Here is a 24980-nt window from a genome sequence, read left to right as displayed (position 1 = left end):
CTGCGCAACCTAGCCGATGAGCAAACCGCGGTTGCCGACCTCCCTGGTGTCGGAGCCGCGCAGCAGCACGAGGGCCAGCACGGCCGCCACGAGCGCGCACACCGCGGCACCCGCGAAGATGAACTGCTCCTGGGTGAGGGCGGCGTCGAGCTGCAGCCGGATGTACGCCGAGCATCGGGACCCCTCGTCCCCGCAGACCTCCGCGGGAGCGGGGATGTCGCGCTGCGCGGCGTAGAAGGCGCGGAGGCCGAGGGCGGTCAGGGCCGAGATGCCGACGAGCATCCCGACCATGCGCGCCACGACGGTCATCGCGGACGCGAGGCCGTGGACGTCGTCGTCGGTGGCGGCGAGCACCGCCGCGTTGACGGGCGCGAGCGCGAGGCCGAAGCCCAGCCCGGTGACGAGCAGCGGCACGGTGGACACGACGTGCTCCAGGCTCTCGGCGTCCCAGCTCGCCATCCAGACGAAGCCGGCCGCGGCCAGGAGCATGCCGCCACCCGCGATGACACCGGCGGGCAGGCGCCGCAGCAGCCAGCCACCGAGCACGGCGCCCACCGGCAGCGCGACGAGCAGCCGCACCAGCACGAGCGAGGCCGCGACCTGGGAGTCCCGGTGCACGGTGAGGGCCGCGAAGATCGGGATCGACACCACGGCGGCGATGAGCGCGGACCCGACGAAGAAGCTGACCAGCAGGCCGCCCCAGGCGTTCCGGTGCGCGAGGGCCCCGCGCGGCACGACGGGGTCCGCTGCCCGACGCAGGTGGACCACGAAGAGCACGGCGGCGACGGCGGAGCCGAGGAGGTACCACGGGCCGGCGGGGGAGAAGACCTGGATGGCGGGGTCGCCGGTGCCGAAGGCGAGGACGATGCCGCCGAGCGCCGCGGCCAGCAGCAGGGCGCCCGGCAGGTCCGCGGCGGAGAACGCCCGCCACCAGCGACGGAGGTCGAGCAGCGGGTGCGCGGTGGCGAGGGACCACACCACGAGGGCCACGAGCGCCAGCACGGCGACGAGGCCGACGGGGGTGAGCCAGCGGTGGGTGCCGACGTAGGACACGAAGAACTGGCCCCAGAACAGGTCGCGCACGATGCCGGGCGGGCGGAGCGCGTTGAGCGCACCGGCCACGGACAGCACGAGCAGGAGCAGCCAGGAGACGACGTCGCGCCCGGCCGCACGGCGGGCCGTGGCGGCCGCGTCCACGACGTCCGAGCGCCGGGCCGCGCGACCGACGGCGACGAGGAGGACCGCCGCGGCTGCGAGGTTGAGGGCGAAGATCCCGCGCCACGTGGCCACGGCCAGCACGAGCGCGCCGGCGACCGGGCCGAGCACGCTGCCGAACTCCTGCACCGCCGAGACCAGGCCCAGCGGCAGTCCCCGCCGCTCCTTCGGGTAGAGGTCGGCGACGAGCGCCATCGTCGCGGGCACGAGCCCCCCGCCGCCCACGCCCTGGAGGAACCGGCCGACCACCATCCCGGGGAGGTCGTAGGCGAGCATCGTCACCGCGGACCCGGCCGCGAACACGGCCAGGGCCAGGAGCAGCACCGGCACCCGACCCTCGAGGTCGGCGACGCGGCCGATGAGGGGGAGCATCGCGACGTACCCGAGGAGGAAGCCCGAGATGATCGGGGCCGAGCGCTGCAGCTCCAGGGCGTCGAGGCCCGCGGCCGCGCTCATGTCGGGCAGGGCGAGCACGACGACGTACGTGTCGGCGGCCGCGATGGCGATGGCGACCGCGGCGAGCGCGAGGAGGGTGCGGTCGGCCGGGCGGAGCGTCACGGCGCGGTGATCTCGATCGTCTCGCCGTAGTCGGAGAACGTGATGACGTAGGTCATGGCGTCGGTGCCCGGGTAGAAGACGCCGCGCAGGCGCGCGGAGAGCAGGTTCTCCTCGTCGTCCACCTGGTAGGTCACGGCGAAGTCGCCGTCGTCGGCGCCCGGGATGATGCGGCGCACGACCGAGGCGTCGAGCGTGCCCGTGTAGGTCGTGGCGACGCCCTCGTTGTTGGGTCCCACGCGCTCGGTCTCGCCCTGCTCGATGTCCTGCGTGGCCGTCAGCAGGCCGGAGACGCCGTTGTCGGGGTCGATGAGGGCGCCGGGGTCGGGGGCGTTGAAGTCCTCGGGGTCGACCTCCGCCCAGCTCGGGAAGATGACGAAGCCCTGGGCGTAGGACTGGCCGTCCACCGAGAGGATGTCGCCGGAGGCGTCGCGCCCCAGCACGCGCACGATCATCTCGCCCGAGAACCCGTCGGGGCGCACGGCGGTGCCGTCCAGGCTGACCAGGGCGGCGTCCGCGTCGGCGAGGTCCTCGCTCGAGACGGCGATCCGCACGCCCTCGGCGTCGTCGAAGTTCTCCTTGACCTCCTTGAGCACGTCCTCGGGTGCGGCGTCGGGGCGCTCGAGGCCACGGTCCTTGTTGCTGAGGAAGAGCGTCGGGACGAGCGCGGCGGCGATGAGCGCCACCACGATGACCGCGCCGATCACCCACCCGCGGCGGCTCGGCCGTCGGGTGGTGTCGTCACCGCCGGGCTCGTGGTGGGAACCGTCGGTGGGCTGGTCGCTGGGGAGGGGGGCGTCCATGGGCGGTCAGCCTTCCACATCGGGGGTCGGGCGGGGCCCGTTCGAGCCGGGCTGCAGGGCGAGCACGGGGGAGCCGATGCCCGCGACGGGCTGGGGCAGCGGCGTACCGGAGCCGTCGCGGCGACCCTGCGCCGACGGCAGGGGGACGGGGCTGCCCGATGCCGCCGCCGCGCGGGCCGGGCCAGGCCCGGCCCAGGCGAGGAGCAGGGCGTCCTCGCCCTTGAGGAACCGGTGGCAGCGGACGCCGCCGGTGGCGCGGCCCTTGCCGGGGTACTCCGAGAAGAGCGTCACCTTGGCGGTGCCCGTCTCGGTGCCGGGCAGGGCGGTCGAGGAGCCGCCGATGGTCACGACCACGGGGGCGTGCGGGTCGGCCGCGCCCCCCGACGGGCCGTCCGGGTCGAAGGCCGAGAAGTGCACCACGCGCGCACCGGGCGCGAGCTTGATGCCCGCGACGCCGCCGCCGGCGCGTCCCTGCGGACGGACGCCGCTCGCCGGGAACCGCAGCAGCTGGGCGTCGGAGGTGATGAAGCAGAGCTCCTCCTCCCCGGTGCGCAGCTCGACGGCGCCGACGACCTCGTCGCCGTCGCCGAGGCGCACGACCTCCCAGTCGTCGCGGTTCGGCACCTCGGGGTTGACCCGCTTCACGACACCCTCGCGGGTGCCGATCGCCAGCCCCGGGCCGTCCGTGCGCAGCGAGGTCAGGCACAGCACGCGCTCCGTGCCCTCGAGCGCGACGAACTCGGCCACGGGGTGACCACCGGCCAGGTGGGGGTCGGCCGCCGTGTCGGGCAGTGCGGGCAGGTCCAGCACGCTGAGGCGCAGCACGCGACCCGCCGTGGTCACGACGCCGACCTCGTCGCGGGCGGTGGTGCGGACCGCGGAGACGACGACGTCGTGCTGCACCCGTGACGCGTCGTCCGCCTCGCTCGAGCCCGCGAGCTCCGCCGTGCGCGTCCGGGCGAGGAGGCCGGTGGAGGAGAGCAGCACCCAGCACGGGTCGTCCGCGACCTCGAGCGGCACCGCCGCGGTGGCCGGCAGGTTGGCCGACTCCAGCAGCACGGTACGGCGCGGGGTGCCGTGCTCGCGGGCGACCTCGGCGAGCTCGTCGGAGACCACCGCGCGGAGCCGGGCGTCGTCGCCCAGGATCGCGTCGAGCTCCTCGATGGTGCGGCGCAGGTCCTCCTGCTCCTTCTCGAGCTCGAGGCGGCTGAAGCGGGTCAGGCGGCGCAGCGGCATGTCGAGGATGTACTGCGTCTGCACCTCGGACAGGTCGAACACGGTCATGAGCCGGTCGCGGGCGGCGGCCGAGTCGTCGCTCGTGCGGATGACCTGGATGACCTCGTCGATGTCGAGGAGCGCCAGGAGGAGGCCGTCGACCAGGTGGAGGCGGTCGGCGGCCTTGCCGCGGCGGAAGGCGGACCGGCGCCGTACGACGTCGTAGCGGTGGGCCAGGAAGACCTCGAGCATCTCCTTGAGACCCAGCGTGCGGGGCTGGCCGTCGACGAGGGCGACGGCGTTGATGCTGAAGGAGTCCTCGAGGGGCGTCAGCTTGAAGAGCTGCTCGAGCAGGGCCTCCGGGTGGAAGCCGTTCTTGACCTCGATGACGAGGTGGAGGCCCTTCTCGCGGTCGGTCAGGTCCTTGATGTCGGCGATGCCGAGGAGCTTCTTCGCCTGCACCAGGTCCTTGATCCGCGTCATCACCTTCTCGGTGCCGACGCCGTAGGGCAGCTCGGTGACGACGATGCCCTTGCGACGCCCCATCGTCTCGATGCGCGTGGTGGCGCGCATCTTGAAGGAGCCCCGGCCGGTCTCGTAGGCGTCGCGGATGCCGTCGAGACCGATGATGCGACCGCCGGTCGGCAGGTCCGGGCCCGGGACGAAGCGCATGAGCGCCTCGAGGTCGGCCGACGGGTCGCTGATGAGGTGGCGCAGCGCGGCGACGGTCTCGCCGAGGTTGTGGGGCGCGCAGTTCGTCGCCATGCCCACCGCGATCCCGGTCGCACCGTTGACGACGAGGCTCGGGATGGCCGCGGGGAGCACGCTCGGCTCGAGCTCGCGGGAGTCGTAGTTGGGCCGGAAGTCGACGGTGTCCTCGTCGATCGACGCCGTCATCGCGATGGCGCCGGGCGCCATCCGGCACTCCGTGTAGCGCATCGCGGCCGGCGGGTCGTCGGGGGAGCCGAAGTTGCCGTGGCCGTCGATCATCGGCAGCCGCATCGACCACGACTGCGCCTGGCGGACCAGCGCGTCGTAGATGGCGCCGTCGCCGTGCGGGTGGAGGCGACCCATCACCTCGCCGACCACGCGGGCCGACTTCACATGCCCGCGGTCGGGCCGCAGGCCCATGTCGTTCATGGTGTGGAGGATGCGGCGCTGCACCGGCTTGAGGCCGTCGCGGGCGTCCGGCAGTGCGCGGGAGTAGATGACCGAGTAGGCGTACTCCAGGAACGAGGTGCGCATCTCGTCCGAGACGTCGATGTCGAGGATGTGCTCCTCGATGTCGTCGGGCGGCGGGGTGGTGGTGCGACGGGCCATGGGGCGCATTCTTTCCTGCCGCCCCTCCGCGTCGGACGGGGCACGCCGGGACCGGCCCCCTCGCGATAGGTTGGGGCCCGTGAGCTCCGCCCCCGAGACCCCCGCCTCCGAGGAGCCCGACGAGCCCGGGGTGCCCGAGGCCCCCCGGCACTGGGAGGCGGACGTGCTGCTGCGCGACGGCCGCACCGCGCACATCCGGCCGATCGGGCCGGAGGACGCCGAGCTGCTCGTCGACTTCTACGCACGGGTCTCCGACCAGTCGAAGTACTACCGGTTCTTCACCCCGATGCCGCGCCTCTCGCCGCGCGACGTGCTGCGCTTCACCAACGTCGACCACGACCGACGGGTGGCGTTCGTGCTGACGGTGGGCGAGGACATGATCGCGGTGGGCCGGTACGACGCGTACGACGACCGTCGCGCCGAGGTCGCCTTCCTCGTGCAGGACGAGCACCAGGGCCGCGGGATCGCGCAGGTGCTGCTCGAGCACCTCGCGCAGGCCGGTCGCGAGCGGGGCATCGAGGTGTTCTCCGCCGACGTGCTCCCCGACAACCAGCGGATGATCCAGACCTTCCGGGACGCGGGCTACAAGGTCGCCTCGGGCTTCGAGGACGGTGTCGTCACCCTCGAGTTCGAGATCGACCCCACCGAGACCGCCATCGGCGTCATGCAGCAGCGCGAGCACCGGGCGGAGTCGGCGTCGATCGAGGCGTTCTTCAACGCCCGGTCGGTCGCGATCATCGGCGCCAGCCGCCGCCAGGACACCGTCGGCCGCACCCTGGTGCGCAACCTCGTCACGGGCGACTACACCGGACGGGTCTACGTCGTGAACCCGTCGACGGAGGCGGTGGCCGGGCTGCCGTCGTACGCGTCGGTCGGCGAGATCCCCGGTGACGTGGACGTCGCGGTCGTGGCGGTGCCCGCCGAGTCGGTGCAGGACGTCGTGCTCGACTGCGCCGCGAAGGGCGTGCACGGCCTCATCGTGATCTCGTCGGGCTTCGCCGAGACCGGCGAGGAGGGCCGGCAGCGGCAGCGGCGCCTGGTCGGGCTCGCCCGCAGCTACGGCCTGCGCCTGATCGGTCCCAACTGCCTCGGGATCATCAACACCGACCCGGCGCACCAGCTCAACGCCTCGCTGTCGACGGTCATGCCGCCCCGCGGCCGCGCCGGCTTCTTCTGCCAGTCGGGCGCGCTCGGCTCGGCCATCCTCGAGAAGGTCAACAACCGCGGGCTGGGCCTCTCGACCTTCGTCTCGGCCGGTAACCGCGCGGACGTGTCCGGCAACGACCTGCTGCAGTACTGGGAGGAGGACGCCTCGACCGAGGTCGTCCTGCTCTACCTGGAGTCGATCGGCAACCCGCGCAAGTTCTCCCGCATCACGCGGCGCGTCTCGCGCCGCAAGCCCATCGTGGCCGTGCGGTCGGGTCGCAACACCCAGGGCGTGCCGATGGGCCACGCGGTGCGCACGATCGGCGCCCCGCCGGAGGCGGTCGACGCGATGTTCGCGCAGTCCGGCGTGATCCAGGTCGACACGCTCGACGAGATGTTCGACGTCGCCCAGCTGCTCGCGCACCAGCCGCTGCCGCGCGGCCGGCGGGTCGCGGTCGTGGGCAACTCCGACGCGCTGGGCCTGCTCGCCACCGACGCGGCGGTCTCGGTCGGCCTCGTCGTCAACAAGTCCGTGCAGCTCGGCGCCGACGCGGGCGCGGAGGACTTCGAGGACGCGCTCGACGCCGCCATCGACGACCCGGACGTCGACGCCGTCGTGGCCGTCTACATCCCGCCGCTCGACGTCTCGGGCGAGGACGTGGCGAACGTGCTGGCCGCGGTGGGGGAGCAGTCCGACAAGCCGCTCGTGTCCACCTTCCTCGGCGCCGAGGGCGTCCCCGAGCTGCTGCGCGTCCCCGACGTCGCCGGCTCCACCGCCGGCCGGGGCTCCGTGCCGTCGTACCCCGCGGTCGAGGCGGCTGTGCGCGCGCTCGCGCGCGTGGTCTCGTACGCCGTGTGGGTGGGCAAGCAGGACGCCGACGAGGACGACGACGAGATCGACCCGACGCCCGCCAAGCGGTTCGTGAACGAGGTGCTGCTGCGCCACCCGGACGGCAAGGTGCTGTCGCCCGACGAGCTCGTCGAGCTGTTGCGCTGCTACGGGATCGACCTGTGGGCGGCGGTGCCCGTCAGGTCCCGCGAGGAGGCGATCGCGGTCGGCGAGCGCCTCGGCTGGCAGGTCGTGCTCAAGGCGACGGCCGAGCGGTTGCGCGAGCGACCCGACCAGGCCCACGTGTGGCGCAACATCGACGACGCCCGCGAGATGGAGGACGCCTGGGACTTCCTCACCGGCGTCATCTCCGACCCCGAGTCGGCCGGGTTCGTCGTGCAGCGCGTCGCGCCTCCGGGCGTGCCCGTCTCCATCGGCTCGGTGGAGGACCCGCTGTTCGGGCCCGTCATCTCGTTCGGCATCTCGGGGCCGCTCACGGAGCTGCTCGGCGACCGCGTCTACCGCATCCCGCCGCTGAGCCGCGTCGACGCCGCCGAGATGGTGCGCGAGATCAAGGCCGCGCCCCTCCTGTTCGGCTACCGGGGCGGGGACGTCGCGGACGTCGAGGACATCGAGCGGCTCGTGCGGCGCGTGGCGCAGCTGCAGAACGACATCCCGCAGGTGCGGACGCTCGACCTCGCGCTCGTGCTCGCCGGGCCCGGAGGGGCCACCGTGCTCAACGCGTCGGCCAAGGTGGAGCCCGTCGCCGACGCCCGGTCGGACTGGTTCGTGCGACGGCTGACGGCGATGGTGGGGGACACGCTCCCGGAGTAGCGGCCTGTGGACGACGGCCGCCGGGGCCGCTCGGATCCCGCTAACGTCAGCGGCAACGGTCCGCCGATCTCGGGAGTCGTCATGCCGTCCGTTCTGCGTCGTGCCCTCGCCAGCTCCGTCAGCCTCCTCTGCTGCGTCGTCCTCGTCGCCTGCGACGATGCGCCGTCCGACGAGGAGCCGAGCGTCCCGCCGCCCCGGGCAGACCTGGCAGCGCCTGCTGCCGATGAGCTCGCCGACGGCGTCGAGCCTCCGTCGTTGCGGGAGGCGGCGATCAACGACGCCGAGGTGGTCGGCGATGTCGTGGTGCTGGCCGGTGCCCAGGAGCAGGGGGGCGGACTCCGGCCGGTCGTGCTCGTCAGCGACGACGGCGGGGCCGGATTCGCTGCGGCAGAGGTGGAGAGCAGCGGGCCGTGGGCCCGTGTGGAGCACGTGGCGGGCGGGCCGGACCGGTGGTTCGCCAGCGGCTGGGACGGCGGCGACGTCCCGGCCCTGTGGACGAGCCGTGACGGTCGGGAGTGGGAGCAGGTGCCCGCGGACTCGCTGCCGTGGGCGGCGGGCGACGAGGTCGACGACCTGGTCCTGGTCGAGGGCGTCCTGGTGGCGGCGGGTCGCACGGCCAGCCGCGCGGGCGACGACGGCGTCGCTCGCCTCGCGCAGACGACGGTGTGGTCGAGCTCCGACGGCGCGCAGTGGGAACGCACCGATGTGGGCGCGCCCGCGGACCCGGCCGAGCAACCGGCCGAGCCCGTCGGTGTCGTGGCCGAGGCGGACGGACTCTCCCTCGCGGTCGAGGTGCCCGGCGGCTCCGACGAGGGTTCCGCCGGCCGCGTGGCGTTCTGGCGCTCCACGGACGGCGGCCGTTCGTTCGAGCAGGAGGGTACGCCGTCCGTGCTGGACGGGGTCGGCGACGTGCGCGCCCTGGGGATGTCCGTGGACGCCGACGGTCGGGTGCTGCTCGCCCTGCAGGGCCCGCCGCGCGACCCGGCGGACACGTCGTGGGCGGGGATCGTGCTGCGCCGGACCGCTGAGGGGTGGGACCTCCTCGAGGCCCGCGCCTGGTCCGACCCGCAGCGCGACGAGGGTCTCGTCGACGTGCTCAGCTCCGACGGCGGGCTCGTCGCGGCCGGCGCCCGCGACGTCGACGGTCAGGTCGACGCGGTGCTCACGGTCGGGCGCGACGCGGTGCCGGTCGAGCACCCGGTGCTGACGGGGGCGGGGGACCAGGAGGTCCACCGGGTCGTGAGCACGTCGCGCGGCGTGCTCGCCGTGGGGCGGTCCCTGGTCGGCGGCATCATGCGACCGTTCGCCCTGCTGCTCGACGAGGACGGGACGCACGAGGTGGCCCTGCCCCTGGCGGACGAGGACGTCCCCGAGCCGACCGACGTCGGGGTCCTGGTGCCGGGCGCCACGGCGGGCGCGGAGGGAGACGACGACGGGCCGGTGGTGCTCGGCGGTGCGGCCGGCTCACCGGTGGCGTGGTCCCGGGTCGGCGGCCGTTGGCAGGCGAACGGCCTGCCCTGGGTGACGGATGCCTGGACCGCCTCGAGTGCGACGGTGCGCGACGCGGTCCGGGTGGGCGGCACCATCGTCGCCGTCGGCGACCTGGAGCGCGCGGGGCCGTCGCGGGGTGCCGTCTGGACGCGGGGGTCCGAGGGGGAGTGGCGGTTGCGGATCCCCTCGGCGCTGCACGCGTACGGGAACGGGTACGGCTCGACGACGATCGAGGCGGTCGCCGTCCGGCCGGGAGCGGACCCGACGCTGGTGGTGGTGGGATCTGCCTCCGTCAACGGGCAGCAGCAGGCCCTCGTCGCGCGGTCCACCGACGGCGGCCGGTGGTGGCAACGCGCCGGCACCGGCGCCCGGCGCGAGGCGACGCTCGACGAGACGCTCCGAGGTCACGTCGCCGACGCGGGCTTCGTGGCGCCACCCGGCGGGAGCATCAGCGTCGACGCCGTCGAGGCGACCGCGGAGGGGTGGATCGCCGCCGGTTCGCGGTCCGAGGCGGGCGGGCCCAGACGCGCCGTGTTCTGGGAGAGCGAGGACGGGCAGCGGTGGACGGCTCCCCAGGAGCTCACGACCCCGGCCCACCCCGACGGTCTGCCGCTCGATGCGGCCGTGACGAGCATCGCGGTGCGTGGCGGCGAGGTCGTGCTCACCGGCAGGCTGCAGGCCGGCGTGGGGAGGAGCGAGGGCTGGGTGACGTGGCGACGGTCGGCGGACGGTTCCTGGGCCACGGGAGGACGTGGTCGGGGGTCTGGAGGAGGGCGCTGAGGGCACGGCGCTCGCCGCCGACGTGGTCGCCCTGGAGGAGGGGTGGCTCGTCGTCGGCCGGTCGGGATCGTTCGCCGACGGTGACGCGGCCACGTGGACGAGTGGCGACGGCCTGCGGTGGGAGATGCACGACCTCGGCGTGGGACCGCCGGCGACGGGCGGCGCCCAGCAGCACCTCGCTGCCCACCGCGAGGACGACCGGGTCGTGCTCGTCTCGTCGGACGTCCGCCGCGACGGTGCGGGGGTCAGCGTGGTCGAGACCGACGAACCGAGCGTCGGCGGCCCGTGACCGGCCCCGCCGGGCGGTGGGGTCGGATGTCCACCGACGCGGGTCTCCGGCCCGCGCCGTGCCACACTTCGAGGCATGCACAGCCGCTTCACACGCCCGGCGGATCCGGCCGCCGCCCTCCGCACCGCCATCGAGCGCACCGGTTACTACCCCGAGGTCGTCGTCGACGGCGTCGAGGGAGCGATCGGCGGGGAGGAGGTCGTCGCGTTCTACGTGCACCACGAGCCGACGATCGAGCGCGACGAGGTGCGGCGGCACATCACCGTGGCCGTGCTGACGACCAGCCGGCTGATCCAGGTCCACACCGACGAGCACGCCGGCGACCAGATGCTGCCGCAGCCCTACACGTCGACCTCCTCGGAGGCCGTGGCCCTCTCGGCCGTGAAGTCCGTCGTCGTCACCCGCATGACGACCAACCCCACGAAGGGTGCCAGCTTCCCCGCGGAGGCCGTCCTCACCATCGGCTGGGGCGGCGTGAGCCGCATCGAGCTGATGCCCGCGAGCTGCGACGACCCTGAGTGCGACGCCGACCACGGCTACACCGGCGACCTGCTGAGCGAGGACTTCTCGCTCCGGGTCTCAGCGGCGGCCGACGGCAAGGAGGCCGTCGTCAACCTGCTGGCCTTCGCCGACGCGCTCTCCGCCCGCACCCGACCCGCCTGATGACGACCACGCCGGGTGGGGCCGACGGCTTCGTCGCGCCGGCGTACGGCGCCCGCTCCCTCGGCGACGTCGTGCCCGCGGTCGCCCGCGCGCTCGGCCACGGCCACGCCCTCACCGGCGACGGCCCCAGCGACCTGGTGCTGCCGGACGCGCCGGCGTACGTCGTCTTCCTCATCGACGGTCTCGGCGCCCGGTTGCTGGAGCGCCACGCGGATGCGGCGCCGTTCCTCTCGGCGCTCGCGGCCGGGGCGGCCCACGGCACGGCGGGGGTGCCGTCGACGACGGCCACCAGCCTGACCTCCCTCGGCACGGGCCTCGCGCCCGGCACGCACGGCCTCGTCGGCTTCACGAGCCGCATCCCCGGCACCGACCGCCTCCTGCAGGCCCTGCAGTGGGACAAGCGCGTCGACCCGGTGGAGTGGCAGCCCCACCCCACCCTGTTCGAGCGTCTCGCGACCAGCGGGGTGCACGTGACGAGCGTGAACAAGCGGGAGTACGCCGGGTCGGGACTCACGCTGGCGGCGCACCGGGGCGCGGCGTACGTGGGCGCCGACCGCGTCGGCGAGCGGATCGCGGCGGTGCAGGCGGCGACGTCGCGGCGTCCGTCGCTGACCTACGTGTACGACGCCGACCTCGACTGGACGGGTCACCGCCACGGTGTCGCCTCGGCGGCCTGGGTGCAACAGCTCGCGATGATCGACGCCGAGGCCGAGCAGCTGCGGGACGCGCTGACGCCCGGCGCCCGCCTCGTCGTGGTCGCGGACCACGGCATGGTGGACACGGGCCCGGCGCACCGGATCGACGTCGACGACCACCCCGAGCTCACCGACGGTGTGTGGCTGTTCGGCGGAGAGGCCCGCCTGCGGCACCTCTACTGCGCCACCCGCGCCGTCCCCGACGTCGTGGCCACCTGGCGCGAGACGCTGGGCGGGCGCGGCGTGGTGCTGACCCGCGAGGAGGCGCTCGAGCGGGGCTGGTTCGGCGAGACGACCGACGCCGTGCGTCCCCGCCTCGGCGACGTGGTGGTCGCGGCGACGGGGAGCACGGCGGTGGTGTCGCGGAGCAGGTTCTCCTACGAGACGGGCCTCATCGGCCTGCACGGGTCGCTCACCCCCGACGAGATGGACATCCCGATCCTCGTCGGTTGAGGCGTGCGGCGACACTTTCCCCGGTCGACCGGGGAACACGCCGCTTAGACCATCAACATTGATGGTCTCAGTGACACCTTCCCCGGTCGACCGGGGAAAGTGCCACGGCCAGCGCACCTCAGTCGCGCACGGCGCTGATGACGGTGAGGTCGGGGGCGAGGGTGACGTCCCACTCGAGGCCGTCGGCCCCGCGCACCTCGACCTCGTAGCCCTCGCCCGGGTCGTCGCTGCGGTCGACGTCGGCCGCGGTGCCACCGCCCTCGACGGCGGCCTCGGCGACGGCCACGACCTGGGCGCGCTCGTCGTCGGTCAGGGGCGCGTCCTCGTCGACGGTCTCGCCGTAGAGGTCCGTCGTGGTGTCGCGGCCCGTGGGCGCCGAGCCCTGCGACGTACCGGCGGCGTCCGAGCTGGCGGCGCCGGGGGCCGTGCGGTCGTCGTCCCGGTCGTCCCGGTCGTCCCGGTCGTCCCGGTCGCCGGCTCCGTTGGAGCCGTCGCGCTCGGTGACCAGCACGGCGTAGTCGTCGTCGAGCGTCACGTCCCAGCGCTGACCGTCGCCGTCGACGACCTCGACCTCGTAGACCCGCTGCCCGCCCTCGTCGGTGTCGTCGTCGACGTCCACCTCGAGCACGCGGCCGCCGCCGACCTCGTCGAGCGCGGCCTGCTCGGCGCTCGAGCGCTGGTCGCCGCTGAGGCGCTCGTCGCGGTCGTCCATCACGGCCCAGGCGGTGCCGCCGATGCCGACGAGGGCGATCGCGGCGACGGTGGGGACGATGATGCGCTTGCTGCGGACGCGGTCACGGATGCTCATGGGGTGCTCCTCGGTGTCGGGTCCGGGCTCCTCGCCCGGCGGTGGCACCACCGTGCCTGACGGTCCCTGAACCCAGCCTGAAGCCGTCTGAAAGCCCGTTCAGGAAGCGTCCGCGACGGCCGGCAGGCGCACGACGAACCGCGCGCCCCCGAGGTCGCCGGCCTCGACCCGCGCGTCGCCGCCGTGGGCGCGGGCCACCTCGCGCACGATCGCCAGGCCCAGCCCGCTGCCGCCGTCGTCGCGGGCGCGCGCCTCGTCGAGCCGCACGAAGCGCTCGAAGACCCGCTCGCGGTCGTCCGCGGGCACGCCGCTCCCGTCGTCCTCCACCACGACGTCGACGTGCCCCGACGCGCCGTCCTCCAGGGACAGGCGCACCGTCCCCGCCGCGTGCCGCGCGGCGTTGTCCGCGAGGTTGCGCACGACCTGTGCCAGGGCGGGTCCGTCGCCGTGCGCCCGGGCCGGTACGACGCGCGAGGAGTCCACCGCGAGGTCCGATCGCAGCCGGCGCAGGCGCGTGGCCTCGGCCAGGAGCAGGTCGTCGAGGTCGACGTCGCCCTGGCGGCGTCCTCCGCCGCCCTCCGCGGTGCGGGTGAGCACCAGCATCTGCTCGACGAGGTGCTGCATGCGGGCCGTCTCCTCGAGCACGGCCTCGACCAGCTCGGCCTGGTCGATCGCGGCGGGGTGGGAGCGGGCCACCTCGGCGGTCTGCCGGAGCCCGGCCAGGGGCGAGCGGAGCTCGTGGGACGTGTCGGACACGAAGCGGCGCTGCTGCTCGGCGGAGTGCTCGAGGCGCTCGAGCATCCCGTTCATCGTGGTGGCGAGTCGGGCGACCTCGTCGCGCGACGGGGGCACGGGCACGCGGGCGGCCAGGTCGTCGCCGCCGATCGACGCGACCTGCGCACGGATCGCCTCGACGGGGCGCAGCGCCCGCCCCGTCACGACCCACGTCGTGGCGCCGACGAGCAGCACCGCGACGGGCAGACCCACCGCGAGCAGCGGCACCAGGGCGGTCACCGAGTCGCTGGCGTCGTCGAGCGACACCGCGACCGCGACGTCGTACCTCGTGCCCTCGTGCTCCACGTCCTCGACGGCCACGGTGTAGCGGTCGCCGTCGAGGCGCGTCGTGCCCTCGCTGCGGGGCAGTGAGCGCCCGCCGGTGCCGGAGGACGCGACGAGGCTGTCGCCGGTGGTGACCTGCCAGGCGACGTCCTCGACGTCGTCGTCCTCGTCGTCGTCGCTCGGCTCGGGATCGTCGGCGCCCGGGTCGAGCACGCCCGGTCCCGACCGCTCGACCTGGGCCGCGATCTCCTCGGCCCGCTGCTCGGCGGTCGACGCGGCCTGGTCGGACAGCGACCGGCCGAGCGCCAGGGCGAGCAGGAGCCCGCCGAGCGCGAACGCGATCGCGACGACGACCGTCGCCGCGACGGTCGTGCGGACCCGGACGCCGGCGCGCCCGCGCCGTACGGGGGTGGCAGGGGCAGGGGCAGGGGTAGTGGGCGCCACGTCAGCCCCCGTCGCTCGCGAGGCGGTAGCCGGCGCCACGCACGGTCTGGATCGCGGCGCGGTCGTAGGGCCGGTCGATCTTGTTGCGGAGGTGACGCACGTAGACCTCGACGATGTTGGGGTCGCCGTCGAAGTCGTCGTCCCAGACGGAGTCGAGCACCTGGCGCTTGGAGACGACGTCCCCGGCGTGGCGCATCAGGAACCCCAGCAGCGACAGCTCCCGGGAGGTCAGTGACAGCTCGTCGTCGCCGCGCCAGGCGCGGCGAGCGGCGGGGTCGAGGCGCAGGTCACCGGCCTCGAGCACCGTGGGCCGCTCCCGGGTGCCGCGGCGGGCGACGGCGCGCAGCCGGGCGACGAGCACGGGGAAGGAGAAGGGCTTCGTGAGGTAGTCGTCGGCGCCGGTGTCGAGCCCCTCGACCTGGTCCCACTCGCCGTCCTTGGCGGTGAGCATGAGGATCGGGGTCCAGTTGCGCTCGTCGCGCAGGGTCGAGCAGACCCGGTAGCCGTTGACGCCCGGCAGCATGAGGTCGAGCACGATGGCGTCGTAGGTGTTCTCCCGGGCGAGCCACAGCCCGTCGGTGCCGTCGTGGGCGACGTCGACGGCGAACCCCTCCGCCTCGAGCCCCAGCTTCAGGGAGCGCGCCAGGCGCACCTCGTCGTCGACCACCAGCACGCGCATGGGCGCCATCGTGCCCCAGGCCTGCTGAACGCAGGCTGAACGCCGCGCGGTCGGTGGGAGCCCGTCGGCGTGGGAGGATGCCTCCTCGTGGCTGAACTGCACTTCTTCACCGGCACCATGGACTCGGGCAAGAGCACCCTCGCCCTGCAGACCAACCACAACCACGCGTCCCGGGGGCGGGTCGGGCGGATCTACACGAGCCACGACCGCGCCGGGTCCGCGACGATCTCCTCCCGGCTCGGTCTGTCCCACGGCGCGACCGAGGTGGCCGACGACCTGGACTTCTGGCAGACCGTCGTCAGCGCGCTCACGCAGGGCGCGCGGATCGACTACCTCATCTGCGACGAGGCCCAGTTCTACACGTCCGAGCAGATCGAGCAGCTCGCGAAGATCGTCGACGAGCTGCAGATCGACGTCTTCTGCTTCGGCATCCTCACCGACTTCCGCACCCGCCTGTTCCCGGGCGCCGCCCGGCTCGTCGAGCTCGCCGACCGCATGCAGGTGCTGCAGGTGGAGGCCCTGTGCTGGTGCGGCCAGCGTGCCACCCACAACGCCCGCACGGAGGACGGCGTCATGGTCACCGAGGGCGACCAGGTCGTCGTCGGCGACGTCGACCAGACCGGCCAGCCCCCCGCGGAGGTGGCCTACGAGGTGCTCTGCCGCCAGCACCACCGGCGTCGCCTCACCGCCGCCCGGGCGCAGGCCGTCTCGCTCGTCCCGGAGCCGCTGCCCTTCGGGGAGTGAGCGTTCCCCTGCGACGCGTCCGCCGTCGTGGGAACCTCGGGGCACCCCCGCCGCGTCTCCTCGCGAGAGCGGTCGAGCGACCGCTGCCGACGGGCGGGGCGCGAGGGGGTGGGATGGAGCGGTACGACGAGTTCAGCGACTTCGTCGCCACCCGCTGGCCCCGCCTGGTGCGGTCGGCCGTGCTGCTCGGATGCTCGCCCGCCGAGGCCGAGGACGTCGTGCAGACGGCGCTCGAGCTCTGCCTGCGCAAGTGGTCGCTCGTGCGGGGGGCCGACGACCGCGACGCCTACGTCCACCGCGTGCTCATCAACACCTTCACCTCCTCCCGTCGTCGCCGGTGGGTGGGGGAGCGGCCCACGGCCGTGCTGCCCGAGGAGCACGGTCCCGACCGCGCCGACGAGGTCGACCTCGCCGACGCCGTGCTGCGTGCCCTGCGCACCCTGACGACCGAGCAGCGTGCCGTCGTCGTGCTCCGCTACTACGCCCACCTCTCCGAGAAGCAGACCGCCGAGGCCCTCGGCGTCGCTCCCGGCACCGTCAAGAGCCGCCTGTCCCGCGCGTTGCGCGTGCTGGCCGGCGACCCCGATCTCGTCGAGCTGCGAGGTGCTCCGTGACCAGACCCGACCGCCCTGACCGCCCCGACCGTTCCCTGCTCCCCGGGGACGTCCACGACGAGGACCACCTCCGGCGGCTCCTCGAGACCGCCGCCGACACCACCCCCGTCGGACCGCCGCCGGTGGCGACGATGCTGCGCCACCACCGCGTACGTCGCCGCTCGCGCCTGCTCGTCGCCGCCGCCGTCGTCGTGGCCGGCGCCGGGGTGGGCCTGGCGACGTCGGTGTCGTTCGACGGTGACCCCGGTGGTGGCCCGGGGGTGACGGCGGCGACGGAGGAGTCCGCGGCGGAGGAGCCCGCCACCGAGGACGTCGACGCCACGCTCGACGGCGTCGTCCGGCAGGAGGCTGAGGGAGACGCCGCCGCCGACCGCGCGGAGGGTGGCGAGATGCCGGCGGGTGTGTCGGGGCGCGGCGGCGCCATGCCCTTGGGCGGGTGGACCACCGCTGACCTCGCCGGCACGTGGTCCGTCGTCCGGGACCCGGCGCCGGCCAGCGCCGCCGCCGACCAGGACGTCCAGGGGCTCAACTACAACGGCGCGCTCCTCGAGGGCCTGTCCGGCCGCCTCTCCACCGCGCCGGCCGCCGCCACGCTCTACTTCGCCGACGACGGCACGGTCACGGCCTGGACCGGCTGCGAGGCCGGTGCCGGCGCCTGGTCCGTCGAGGACGGCGTGCTCAGCATCGAGCTGACGCGCGGCGTACCGCTCTGCGACGACGGGACCGGTCTGCTCGCCCTGCTCGCCGACGACCTCCGGTCCGTGCGGGCGGTGGACGGGGGCGACGGCACCCGTACCCTCCTCGGCGAGGACGGCCGCGTCCTCGGCGTGCTGCGCCGACCCTGACCCGCCCCGCCCCGGCCCGCCCCGCACCGCTCGGGGCGCCGCGGGCATAACCGGACCGCAGTCCGGGTTGCGACGGTCATGGAGAGCAGCCTGCACGAGGCGATCGTCGTGGGAGCGGGGCAGGCCGGGCTGTCGGCCTCCCACCACCTGCGTCGTCTCGGCATCGACCACCTCGTGCTCGACGCCAACCCCACCCCCGGCGGGGCCTGGCAGCACCGGGCCCACTCGTTGACGATGACCGACGTGCACGGCGTCGCCGCTCTCCCCGACGAGCCCCTCCCGGAGGCCGACCCCGCGGCTCCCGCGCGCGACGTGGTGGCGGCCTACTTCGCGGACTACGAGACGCGCCACCGCCTCCCCGTCGTCCGCCCCGTCGAGGTGCGGGCCGTCCGCGACGACGACGGCCTCCTCCTCGTCGAGGCCGCCGACGGCCGCAGCTGGCGGACGCGGACGCTCGTCAACGCGAGCGGCACCTGGCGTCGACCGTTCGTGCCCCACGTCGCCGGGATCGGGGACTTCGCCGGCGAGCAGCTCCACTCCTCGGCCTACGACGGGCCCGCGCCGTACGCCGGCCGCACCGTGCTCGTCGTCGGTGGCGGGGCGTCCGCGGTGCAGGTGCTGGGCGAGATCGCGCCCGCGGCGCGGACGCTGTGGGCGACCCGGCGCGAGCCGCTGTGGCGGGACCCCGAGACGGCGCCGTTCGACGGCCGGGCGGCGGTCGCGCTGGTGGAGGAGCGGGTACGCCGCGGACTGCCCCCGGCCAGCGTCGTCAGCGTCACCGGGCTGCACCTGCGTCCGCAGGAGCACGAGGCGGCCCGGCTCGGGGCCTACACGCGCCTGCCGATGCCGGTGCGGTTCGACGCGGACGGCGCGACGTGGCCCGACGGCACCCACCGTGCGTTCGACGTGGTGCTGTGGGCCACCGGGTTCCGCCCCGACGTCGCCCACCTGGTGCCGCTCCACCTCCGCGGACCCGGCGGCGGCATCGCGCTGGACGGCACGACCGCCGTGGCGGACCCGCGGGTGCAGCTCGTGGGCTACGGCCCCTCGGCCAGCACCATCGGCGCGAACCGCGCCGGCCGTGCCGCCGCCGTGGCGGTGCGCGACCTCCTGAGGAGCGCCGCCGCCTGAGGCGTCCCGCTCACCAGTGCACGCCGCGGAAGAGGCGCGCGAGCATGAGCTGCTCGCTCTGCGTCCCGCCCGCCTCGGCCCCCGCGGGGGCCGGGACGCCGGGCGCGGCCGTGCCCTTGGCCGCGGCGGAGTCCGGGAACACGTGGTAGGCCATGTTGAGCACGCGGAACGCCAGCTTCGGCGCCACGGTGTGGGCGATGGCGCCCGCGTTGCCGAGCGGCGTGTTGATCTCGTGCGGCCGCTCGACGAGCGCCTTCACCACGAGGTCCGCCGCCTGCGCGGGCGAGATGGTGGGGAAGCGGTCGTAGAGCTTCGTCGGCGCGATCATCGGGGTGCGCACGAGCGGCATGTGGATGCTGGTGAACGTGATGCCCTCGCCGACGAGCTCCGAGGCCACGACGTTGCTCCAGGAGTCCAGCGCGGCCTTGGACGCGACGTACGCCGAGAAGCGCGGCGGGTTGGTCTGCACCCCGATCGAGGACACGTTGACCACGTGGCCCCCGGAGCCCGTGCGCATGATGGGGATGAGCCCGATGACGAGGCGGATCGCCCCGAAGTAGTTGAGCTGCATCGTGCGCTCGAAGTCGTGGAAGCGCTCCTGGGAGAGCCGCAGCGACCGGCGGATGGAGCGTCCCGCGTTGTTGACGACCCCGTCCACGCTCGGCAGCTCGCGGATGAGGGCACCGCAGAGGTCGTCGATGGCGTCCAGGTCGGAGAGGTCGCACGGGAAGACGTGGGCCTGGCCGCCGGCGCGCTCGATGTCGCGGCGCAGCGCGTCGAGCTTCTCCTTGCCGCGGGCCACGAGCACCGGGATGCCGCCCGCCTGCGCCACCTTGAGCGCGGTCACGCGGCCGATGCCCGACGACGCCCCGGTGATGACGATGTGCCGACCCTCGAGGGCGGCGCGCTTGGCCGGGTTGCGTCCCGTGCTGGTGTCGAGGTGCTCCTCCCAGTAGCTCCACAGCGTCGCGGCGTAGGACTCCAGGCGCGGGACGGTGATGCCCGACCCCGCGAGCGCCTTGGACGTGCGGCGCGCGTCGAAGACGGTGGGGAAGGAGGTGTGGGCGAGCACCGAGGCCGGGATGCCGAGCCGCCCCACGGTCAGGTCGAGCAGCGCCTGGGCCGGGGCCGAGCCCAGGAGCGTCGACGCGAGGTCGGCCGGGCGCAGCCCGCGGGGGAGCAGGCGGCGCTCGATCGGCAGCCGACCGCGCGCACCCGAGCCCACGAGCTGCGGCGCGCCCGCCGCCGCGCAGAACGCGTTGATCATCTCCAGCACGGGCTGCGGCTCGGGGTCGACGAGGTGGAACGTCTCGCAGTCCCGGCCCGGCAGGTGTGCGAGGTGGTCGAGCGCGCCGGCCACGAAGTCGACCGGCACGACGTTGGTGTCGCCGAGGTCGATCCCCACCAGGGGCGTCCACGCCGGCAGGGTGTCGCGCACCTTCTTGATGAGCGGGAAGAAGTAGTAGGGCCCGTCGACCTTGTCCATCTCGCCCGTCACCGAGTCGCCGACGACGATCGCGGGGCGGTAGATGCGCCACGGCACGGCCGCCTCCGTGCGCACGACCTGCTCGGACTCGAACTTCGTGCGGTGGTACGGCGAGGTGAAGCGCTGACCGACGTCGGCGTCCGTCTCGGAGAACGTGCCGTGGTGGTCGCCGGCCGCGGCCACCGACGACACCTGGTGGAAGCACCCGACGTCGAGCGCGGCGGCGAGCTGGAGGGCGTGGCGCGTGCCGCCCAGGTTGAGGAGCTGGTTCGTCGCGTCGTCCGCGGCCATGTCGTAGCTCGCGGCGAGGTGGAAGAAGTGGTCGATCGTGCCCGCGTGCTCCGCGATCCACCCGGCCTCGACCCCCAGACCCTCGGCGTCGAGCGCACCGATCACCGGTCGCACCCGGTCGGTGCCCCACTCCTCGACGAGCTGCTCGAGCCGGGGCAGCGAGGAGCCGCGCACCAGCACGTGGACCTCGCCCTCGCGCTTGCGGAGGAGCTCGGTGACGAGGAACCGCCCGATGAACCCGGTCGCGCCGGTGACGAAGTAGGCCATGCGCCGCAGCGTAGTGGCCCAGGTCACCCCCGGGGAGGGGTCACTCCGCCTTGCCTCCACCGAACATGATCTCGTCCCAGCTCGGCACCGAGGCCCGACCGCGGCCCTTGCGGGCCGGGCGCCGCGGCGTACGGGTGGGGGCCGGGGCGGGCTCGGGCTCGGGCTCGGGCGCGTCCTCGGCGGCGGCGGGCGCGGGGGCGTCGTCCGTCGGTGCTCCCGGGGTCTCGGTGCTACCGGGGGTCTCGGGGGTCTCGGCAGGCTCCGAGGCGTCCGTCGCGCGCAGGGCCTCGCGCACCTCGCCCAGGTCAGCCGTCGGCTCGTCGCCCGTCGGGGTCGACGTCGGGGTCGAGGTCGGCGTCGGCGTCGGCGTCGGCGTCGGCTCGGAGACGAGGTCGATCGCCTGGTCGATCGGGTCGCCGGTCCCGGTGTCGGTCTCGAAGGGCAGGTCGAGCAGCACGTCCGCGATGCGCTCGCGGGCCGCGCCCGCCCGACGGCGACGTGCCTGCTGGAGGTCGTCGCGGACGGCCGCCGGGGCGGGGGCGTCGCCCACCAGCCAGCGCGCGTCGTCGTCGTCCGCGACGACGTAGCTGCCCCGCATGTCGTAGGTGAAGTGGCCCCGTCCCGTGCGGGCGTCGCTCACGAACGACGCGGCGAGCGTCCAGCGGCCGTCGTCGCGCCGCCAGGAGTCCCACTCGACCGCGTCGGCGCGCAGGGGACCCGTGGAGAGGTGGGTGGCCACCGCCTCGCCCAGGGTGCGGGCGCCGGTGCCGCCGGTCTCCCGGCGCAGCGAGGCGCTCTGCGCGCGCTCGGCGACGTGCGCACGTTCCGCGAGCACGGGCGCGACGAACGACATGATGCGGTCGAGGGTGGTCTGCGCGGCGTCGGCGACCTCGTCCGGACTCGCCCCCGCCCGGATCCTCGCCTGGATGTCGCGGGGACGGAGGGTCGATTCCATGGTGATCTCCAACTGACCGAGTCGATCTGTCTCGCCGCGCAGCGCGGCCTGGAGCCGCCGGTCGATGTCGAGCGTGAACTCGACACCGGCGTCGCTGACCAGCAGGAGACGGCGCTTGTCCTGGCTCACACCGGCGAGCGTCAGGTGCACCATCGAGCGGTCGGCTCCTGCCTGGTCGTCGTTCGCGGGACGGGTTCCCGTGAGGACCGAGCCTACGCTCCCCGGTCCCGTGACCGGGGCAGGACCGACGCGAGCCCGGCGACGATCGCGCCGCAGGTCAGGACGAGGGCCCAGATGCCGGGGACCACATCGGCGGTCGTGGCCTCGCTCCCGACCGCCGCCCGGGCCAGCACCGCCCCCGCTGCGGCGATGCCCAGCGCTGCGCCGAGCTGTCGGGCGGCGGAGGTGATACCGCCGGCCACCCCGGCGCGCTCCGGCGGGAGGCTGCTCACGGCGGTCGTGGTGATGGGGGCGTTGGCCAGGCCGAAGCCGATCCCCAGCACGAGGAGCCCGATCGCCAGGCGGCCGGGGGTGATGTCGTCCGGTCCGAACCGGAGGAGCGCCCCGGCCAGGGCGAGCAGCCCGCCCGCGGCTGCGAGCGGGCCGCGAGGTCCGCACCGGCCGACGAGCACCCCGGAGACGGGTGCGACCAGCGTCGCCGCGAGCGCCAGCGGCAGGGTCACTGCGCCGACGGCGGTCGGCGAGGCCCCCCGTCCGTCCTGCAGGTGCAGGCTGGTCGCCAGGAGAGCGGCGTTCAGCGCAACGAAGACCGCGATGGCCGCCACCACCGCGCCGGCGAACGCCGGGACCCGGAGCAGCCGGGGGTCGAGGAGCGGATCCGTACGGCGCAGCTCCACCCCGACCAGGAGCACGACCGCGATGAGCAGTGCGCCCGCGCCCATCAGGACGGCGGGCGACGTCGCTCCGCGGTGGGGTGCCTCGATGAGCAGGGCGACCGCGCCTCCGACGACGGCGGTGAGGAGGACCTGTCCCGGGAGGTCCAGGCGGCGCGGGTGGTCCACGCGCGACTCCGGCACGACGCGCACGGTCAGGCCGAGCGCCAGCACGGCGACGGGCACGACGATGCCGAACACCCAGCGCCACCCGGCGAGGTCGACGAGCGCGCCCCCCAGCAGCGGTCCGACGGCCATGCTCGCTCCGAAGACGCCGGCCCAGGCGCCGACCGCCCGGGCGCGCTCGCGCGCGTCGGGGAAGACGCCCACCACGATCGCGAGGCCCACCGGGCTGAGCATCGAGGCACCGACGCCCTGGACCGCCCGGGCGGCGACGAGGAGGCCCGGCGTCGGGGCGAGGGCGCACAGCGCGGACGCGGCGGCGAACAGGACGAGACCGGCGCGGAGCAGTCGCCGGCGCCCGAAGCGGTCGGCGAGGGCGCCGGAGGAGATCAGCAGGCTCGCGAGCACGAGCGTGTAGGCGTCGACCACCCACGGGAGCGCCGCCGGCGCGATGCCGAGGTCGGCGCCGATGGCCGGGAGGGCGACGTTGACGGCCGTCGTGTCGAGCCCGACGAGGAAGAGGGCCAGGCAGCAGGTGGCGAGCACCGCCCAGCGCCGGGGGTCCGGGTGGTGGAGGGGCTGGACGGGCTGGGCGGGCTGGGCAGGAGCGAGCGGCTCGGTCACGCGGGGTCGCCTTCCGGTCGGACGGGACGGGGTCGGTGACGAGGCTGGGGCGGGCGGCGTCGCGGGCCCAGGGAAGTTGCGGAAACTGCAAAGATGAGGCGTGACCTCCGCCGACGACGCCGCGCTGATCGAGGCCGTCGGCCCCCGGGTGCGCAGGCTCCGGCGCTCACGTGGGTGGACCCTCGAGCAGGTCGCGGCCGCCTCCGGCATCTCCGTCAGCACGCTGTCGCGCCTGGAGACCGGGCGACGCAGCCCGTCGCTCGACCTGCTGCTCCCGCTGGCCCGGACGTTCCGCGTCGCGGTCGACGAGCTCGTCGGGGCACCGGAGACGGGTGACCCGCGGGTGCACCTGCGCCCCTTCCGCCACCGCACGGGATCGGTGCTGGTGCCGCTGACCGACTACCCGGGCCGGCTCCACGTGTTCAAGCAGGTGCTCCGCCCCCGCCCGCAGCGCCTGACGACGCACGACGGACGGGCCTGGTTCTGCGTGCTCGCCGGCACCGTGCGGCTGGTGGTCGACGAGGACGAGAGCCTGCTGCGGCCCGGTGACGTCGCCGCCTTCGAGGCGACCCGGCCGCACTGGTTCGGGCCGGCCGACGACGAACCCGTCGAGCTCCTCCACCTCTTCGGCCCGCACGGGGACCGGCCGCGGTTGCCCGGCGTCGACCAGGGGTGACCGTCCCCGACCATCCCTCACCGGGCCCGACCGCCCGGCGATAGGCTCCCGCGGTGCCGCACTGGGACCTGGAACCGACGACCCTGCTGGTCGTCCTCGACCTCGTCGGCATCTTCGTCTTCGCGATCTCCGGAGCCCTCGTCGCGGTGCGCAAGGAGCTGGACCTGTTCGCCGTCCTCGTGCTCGCGGGCACGACCGGTCTCGGCGGGGGGTTCCTGCGCGACGTGCTCATCGGCGCGACGCCGCCGGCGGCGCTCGCGGACTGGCGCTACCTGCTCGCACCCGTCGGCGCCGGGTTGCTCACCTTCTTCTTCCACCCCACGCTCGGGCGGCTCGAGCGGCGGGTCACCGTCTTCGACGCCTTCGGTCTCGCGGTCTTCTGCGTGGCGGGGGCGGTGAAGGCCCTCGAGTACGGCCTCGGCCCGCTGCCGGCCGCCCTCCTCGGCATGGTCACCGGCATCGGTGGCGGCATGGTCCGCGACGTGCTCGCCGGCCGGGTGCCCGTGGTCTTCCGCGGCGAGCTCTATGCGACCCCGGCCCTCGCCGGCGCGGGGGTGGCCGTCGTGGGGCTCGAGCTGGGCGCCCCGCTCCTGCCGGTCGCGGTCGCCGGCGCGGCGGTCTGCCTGGTGTGGCGCCTGCTCGCGCTGTGGCGCAACTGGCAGGCGCCGAAGCCGACGGGGCCGGCCAGCGTCTGACGCGCCTGCCTGGGTCGCGCAACTGTGCGGGTGGGGCGGGTCCGGCTCGATGCGCGGCTCACCAGGTGCACAGTTCGGGTGGGGGTGTGGCGCTCGTCGGGCGTGCTGGTGTCGGGTCGCGCTGGTCGCGCCGTCCTGGGGTCGCGCAACTGTGCGGGTGGGGCGGGTCCGACTCGATGCGCGGCTCACCAGGTGCACAGTTCGGCGGGTGGGGGTGTGGCGCTCGTCGGGCGTGCTGGCGTCGGGTCCGCTGGGTCGCGCCTGCCGGGGTCGCGCAACTGTGCGGATGGGGCGGGTCCGACTCGATGCGCGGCTCACCAGGTGCACAGTTCGGGTGGGGGTGTGGCGCTCGTCGGGC

The 24980-nt window shown here is 74.7% G+C and carries 20 protein-coding genes; 11 read left to right on the top strand and 9 right to left on the bottom strand.

All coding sequences use genetic code 11. The features are described 5' to 3' along the window. Window positions 1–9: 9 nt before the first annotated feature. Genes QE405_RS08240 through QE405_RS08230 form a run of 3 tightly spaced genes read right to left on the bottom strand, consistent with a single transcriptional unit; the run spans window position 10 to window position 5108 of the window. Window positions 10–1773 (bottom strand): MFS transporter, encoded by a 1764-nt coding sequence (locus QE405_RS08240; RefSeq protein WP_307199710.1) that lies wholly within the window; start codon window positions 1771–1773, stop codon window positions 10–12. Continuing rightward, complete coding sequence (locus QE405_RS08235) at window positions 1770–2573, bottom strand: LppX_LprAFG lipoprotein (RefSeq protein ID WP_307199709.1); 804 nt, start codon at window positions 2571–2573, stop codon at window positions 1770–1772. The genes QE405_RS08240 and QE405_RS08235 overlap by 4 nt, the downstream gene beginning before the upstream one ends. A 6-nt stretch (window positions 2574–2579) precedes the next feature. Beyond that, window positions 2580–5108: a DNA gyrase/topoisomerase IV subunit A gene (locus tag QE405_RS08230; protein ID WP_307199708.1), complete on the bottom strand. Its 2529-nt coding sequence runs from the start codon at window positions 5106–5108 to the stop codon at window positions 2580–2582. A 79-nt stretch (window positions 5109–5187) separates the two neighbouring features. Between QE405_RS08230 and QE405_RS08225 the strand changes: the two genes are divergently transcribed. The 5 genes from QE405_RS08225 (at window position 5188) to QE405_RS08205 (ending at window position 12288) form a co-directional block, all read left to right on the top strand. Then, on the top strand, window positions 5188–7917 hold the full coding sequence (locus QE405_RS08225) for a bifunctional acetate--CoA ligase family protein/GNAT family N-acetyltransferase (RefSeq protein WP_307199707.1): 2730 nt from the start codon (window positions 5188–5190) through the stop codon (window positions 7915–7917). 81 nt (window positions 7918–7998) lie between these two features. Further along, window positions 7999–10188 carry a hypothetical protein gene (locus QE405_RS08220; RefSeq protein ID WP_307199706.1) on the top strand — a complete coding sequence of 730 codons (2190 nt, stop codon included), beginning with the start codon at window positions 7999–8001 and terminating at the stop codon, window positions 10186–10188. After that, window positions 10160–10477 (top strand): hypothetical protein, encoded by a 318-nt coding sequence (locus tag QE405_RS08215; protein ID WP_307199705.1) that lies wholly within the window; start codon window positions 10160–10162, stop codon window positions 10475–10477. Before QE405_RS08220 ends, QE405_RS08215 begins: the two co-directional genes overlap by 29 nt. 75 nt (window positions 10478–10552) lie before the next feature. After that, window positions 10553–11140, top strand: coding sequence for a DUF5998 family protein (locus QE405_RS08210; protein WP_307199704.1), 588 nt, complete (start codon window positions 10553–10555; stop codon window positions 11138–11140). Further along, window positions 11140–12288 (top strand): alkaline phosphatase family protein, encoded by a 1149-nt coding sequence (locus QE405_RS08205; RefSeq protein ID WP_307199703.1) that lies wholly within the window; start codon window positions 11140–11142, stop codon window positions 12286–12288. Before QE405_RS08210 ends, QE405_RS08205 begins: the two co-directional genes overlap by 1 nt. A gap of 118 nt (window positions 12289–12406) precedes the next feature. Here the strand turns inward: QE405_RS08205 and QE405_RS08200 are convergent, their stop codons facing one another. The 3 genes from QE405_RS08200 to QE405_RS08190 form a co-directional block, all read right to left on the bottom strand. Continuing rightward, window positions 12407–13096: a PepSY domain-containing protein gene (locus tag QE405_RS08200; RefSeq protein WP_307199702.1), complete on the bottom strand. Its 690-nt coding sequence runs from the start codon at window positions 13094–13096 to the stop codon at window positions 12407–12409. Window positions 13097–13195: 99 nt separating this feature from the next. Beyond that, window positions 13196–14599 (bottom strand): ATP-binding protein, encoded by a 1404-nt coding sequence (locus tag QE405_RS08195; protein ID WP_307199701.1) that lies wholly within the window; start codon window positions 14597–14599, stop codon window positions 13196–13198. A 1-nt stretch (window position 14600) separates the two neighbouring features. Next, window positions 14601–15278 (bottom strand): response regulator transcription factor, encoded by a 678-nt coding sequence (locus QE405_RS08190; protein ID WP_307199700.1) that lies wholly within the window; start codon window positions 15276–15278, stop codon window positions 14601–14603. An 87-nt stretch (window positions 15279–15365) separates the two neighbouring features. Here QE405_RS08190 and QE405_RS08185 point away from each other — a divergent pair, with 87 nt between their 5' ends. From QE405_RS08185 to QE405_RS08170, 4 genes are all read left to right on the top strand, one after another. Beyond that, a complete protein-coding gene (locus QE405_RS08185; RefSeq protein ID WP_307199699.1) occupies window positions 15366–16022 on the top strand; it encodes a thymidine kinase in 657 nt (218 codons plus the stop codon). Between the two features lie 113 nt (window positions 16023–16135). Continuing rightward, entirely contained in the window at window positions 16136–16636 is a 501-nt protein-coding gene (locus tag QE405_RS08180; protein ID WP_163772883.1) for a SigE family RNA polymerase sigma factor, read from the top strand. Continuing rightward, window positions 16633–17481 (top strand): hypothetical protein, encoded by an 849-nt coding sequence (locus QE405_RS08175; protein WP_307199698.1) that lies wholly within the window; start codon window positions 16633–16635, stop codon window positions 17479–17481. Before QE405_RS08180 ends, QE405_RS08175 begins: the two co-directional genes overlap by 4 nt. A 78-nt stretch (window positions 17482–17559) precedes the next feature. Further along, window positions 17560–18612, top strand: a complete 1053-nt coding sequence (locus tag QE405_RS08170; RefSeq protein ID WP_307199697.1) for an NAD(P)-binding domain-containing protein — start codon at window positions 17560–17562, stop codon at window positions 18610–18612. 10 nt (window positions 18613–18622) lie between these two features. Here QE405_RS08170 and QE405_RS08165 read toward each other — a convergent pair whose 3' ends face one another. From QE405_RS08165 to QE405_RS08155, 3 genes are read right to left on the bottom strand one after another with little or no spacing between them, the layout of a single operon-like run. Beyond that, window positions 18623–20656, bottom strand: a complete 2034-nt coding sequence (locus QE405_RS08165) for an SDR family oxidoreductase (RefSeq protein WP_307199696.1) — start codon at window positions 20654–20656, stop codon at window positions 18623–18625. Window positions 20657–20696: 40 nt separating this feature from the next. Continuing rightward, window positions 20697–21764 (bottom strand): septation protein SepH, encoded by a 1068-nt coding sequence (sepH, locus tag QE405_RS08160; protein ID WP_307199695.1) that lies wholly within the window; start codon window positions 21762–21764, stop codon window positions 20697–20699. 59 nt (window positions 21765–21823) lie between these two features. Continuing rightward, entirely contained in the window at window positions 21824–23251 is a 1428-nt protein-coding gene (locus tag QE405_RS08155) for an MFS transporter (protein WP_307199694.1), read from the bottom strand. Between the two features lie 100 nt (window positions 23252–23351). Between QE405_RS08155 and QE405_RS08150 the strand changes: the two genes are divergently transcribed. After that, window positions 23352–23927 (top strand): helix-turn-helix transcriptional regulator, encoded by a 576-nt coding sequence (locus tag QE405_RS08150; RefSeq protein WP_307199693.1) that lies wholly within the window; start codon window positions 23352–23354, stop codon window positions 23925–23927. Window positions 23928–23980: 53 nt separating this feature from the next. Next, window positions 23981–24622, top strand: a complete 642-nt coding sequence (locus tag QE405_RS08145; protein ID WP_307199692.1) for a trimeric intracellular cation channel family protein — start codon at window positions 23981–23983, stop codon at window positions 24620–24622. The last annotated feature ends 358 nt before the right edge of the window (window positions 24623–24980 follow it).

The sequence above is a fragment of the Nocardioides zeae genome (assembly GCF_030818655.1).
GTDB classification, from domain to species: Bacteria; Actinomycetota; Actinomycetes; order Propionibacteriales; family Nocardioidaceae; genus Nocardioides; species Nocardioides zeae_A.
The sequence above is the reverse complement of the archived record's forward strand: the minus strand, read 5'-3'. Positions and strand labels throughout refer to the sequence as shown.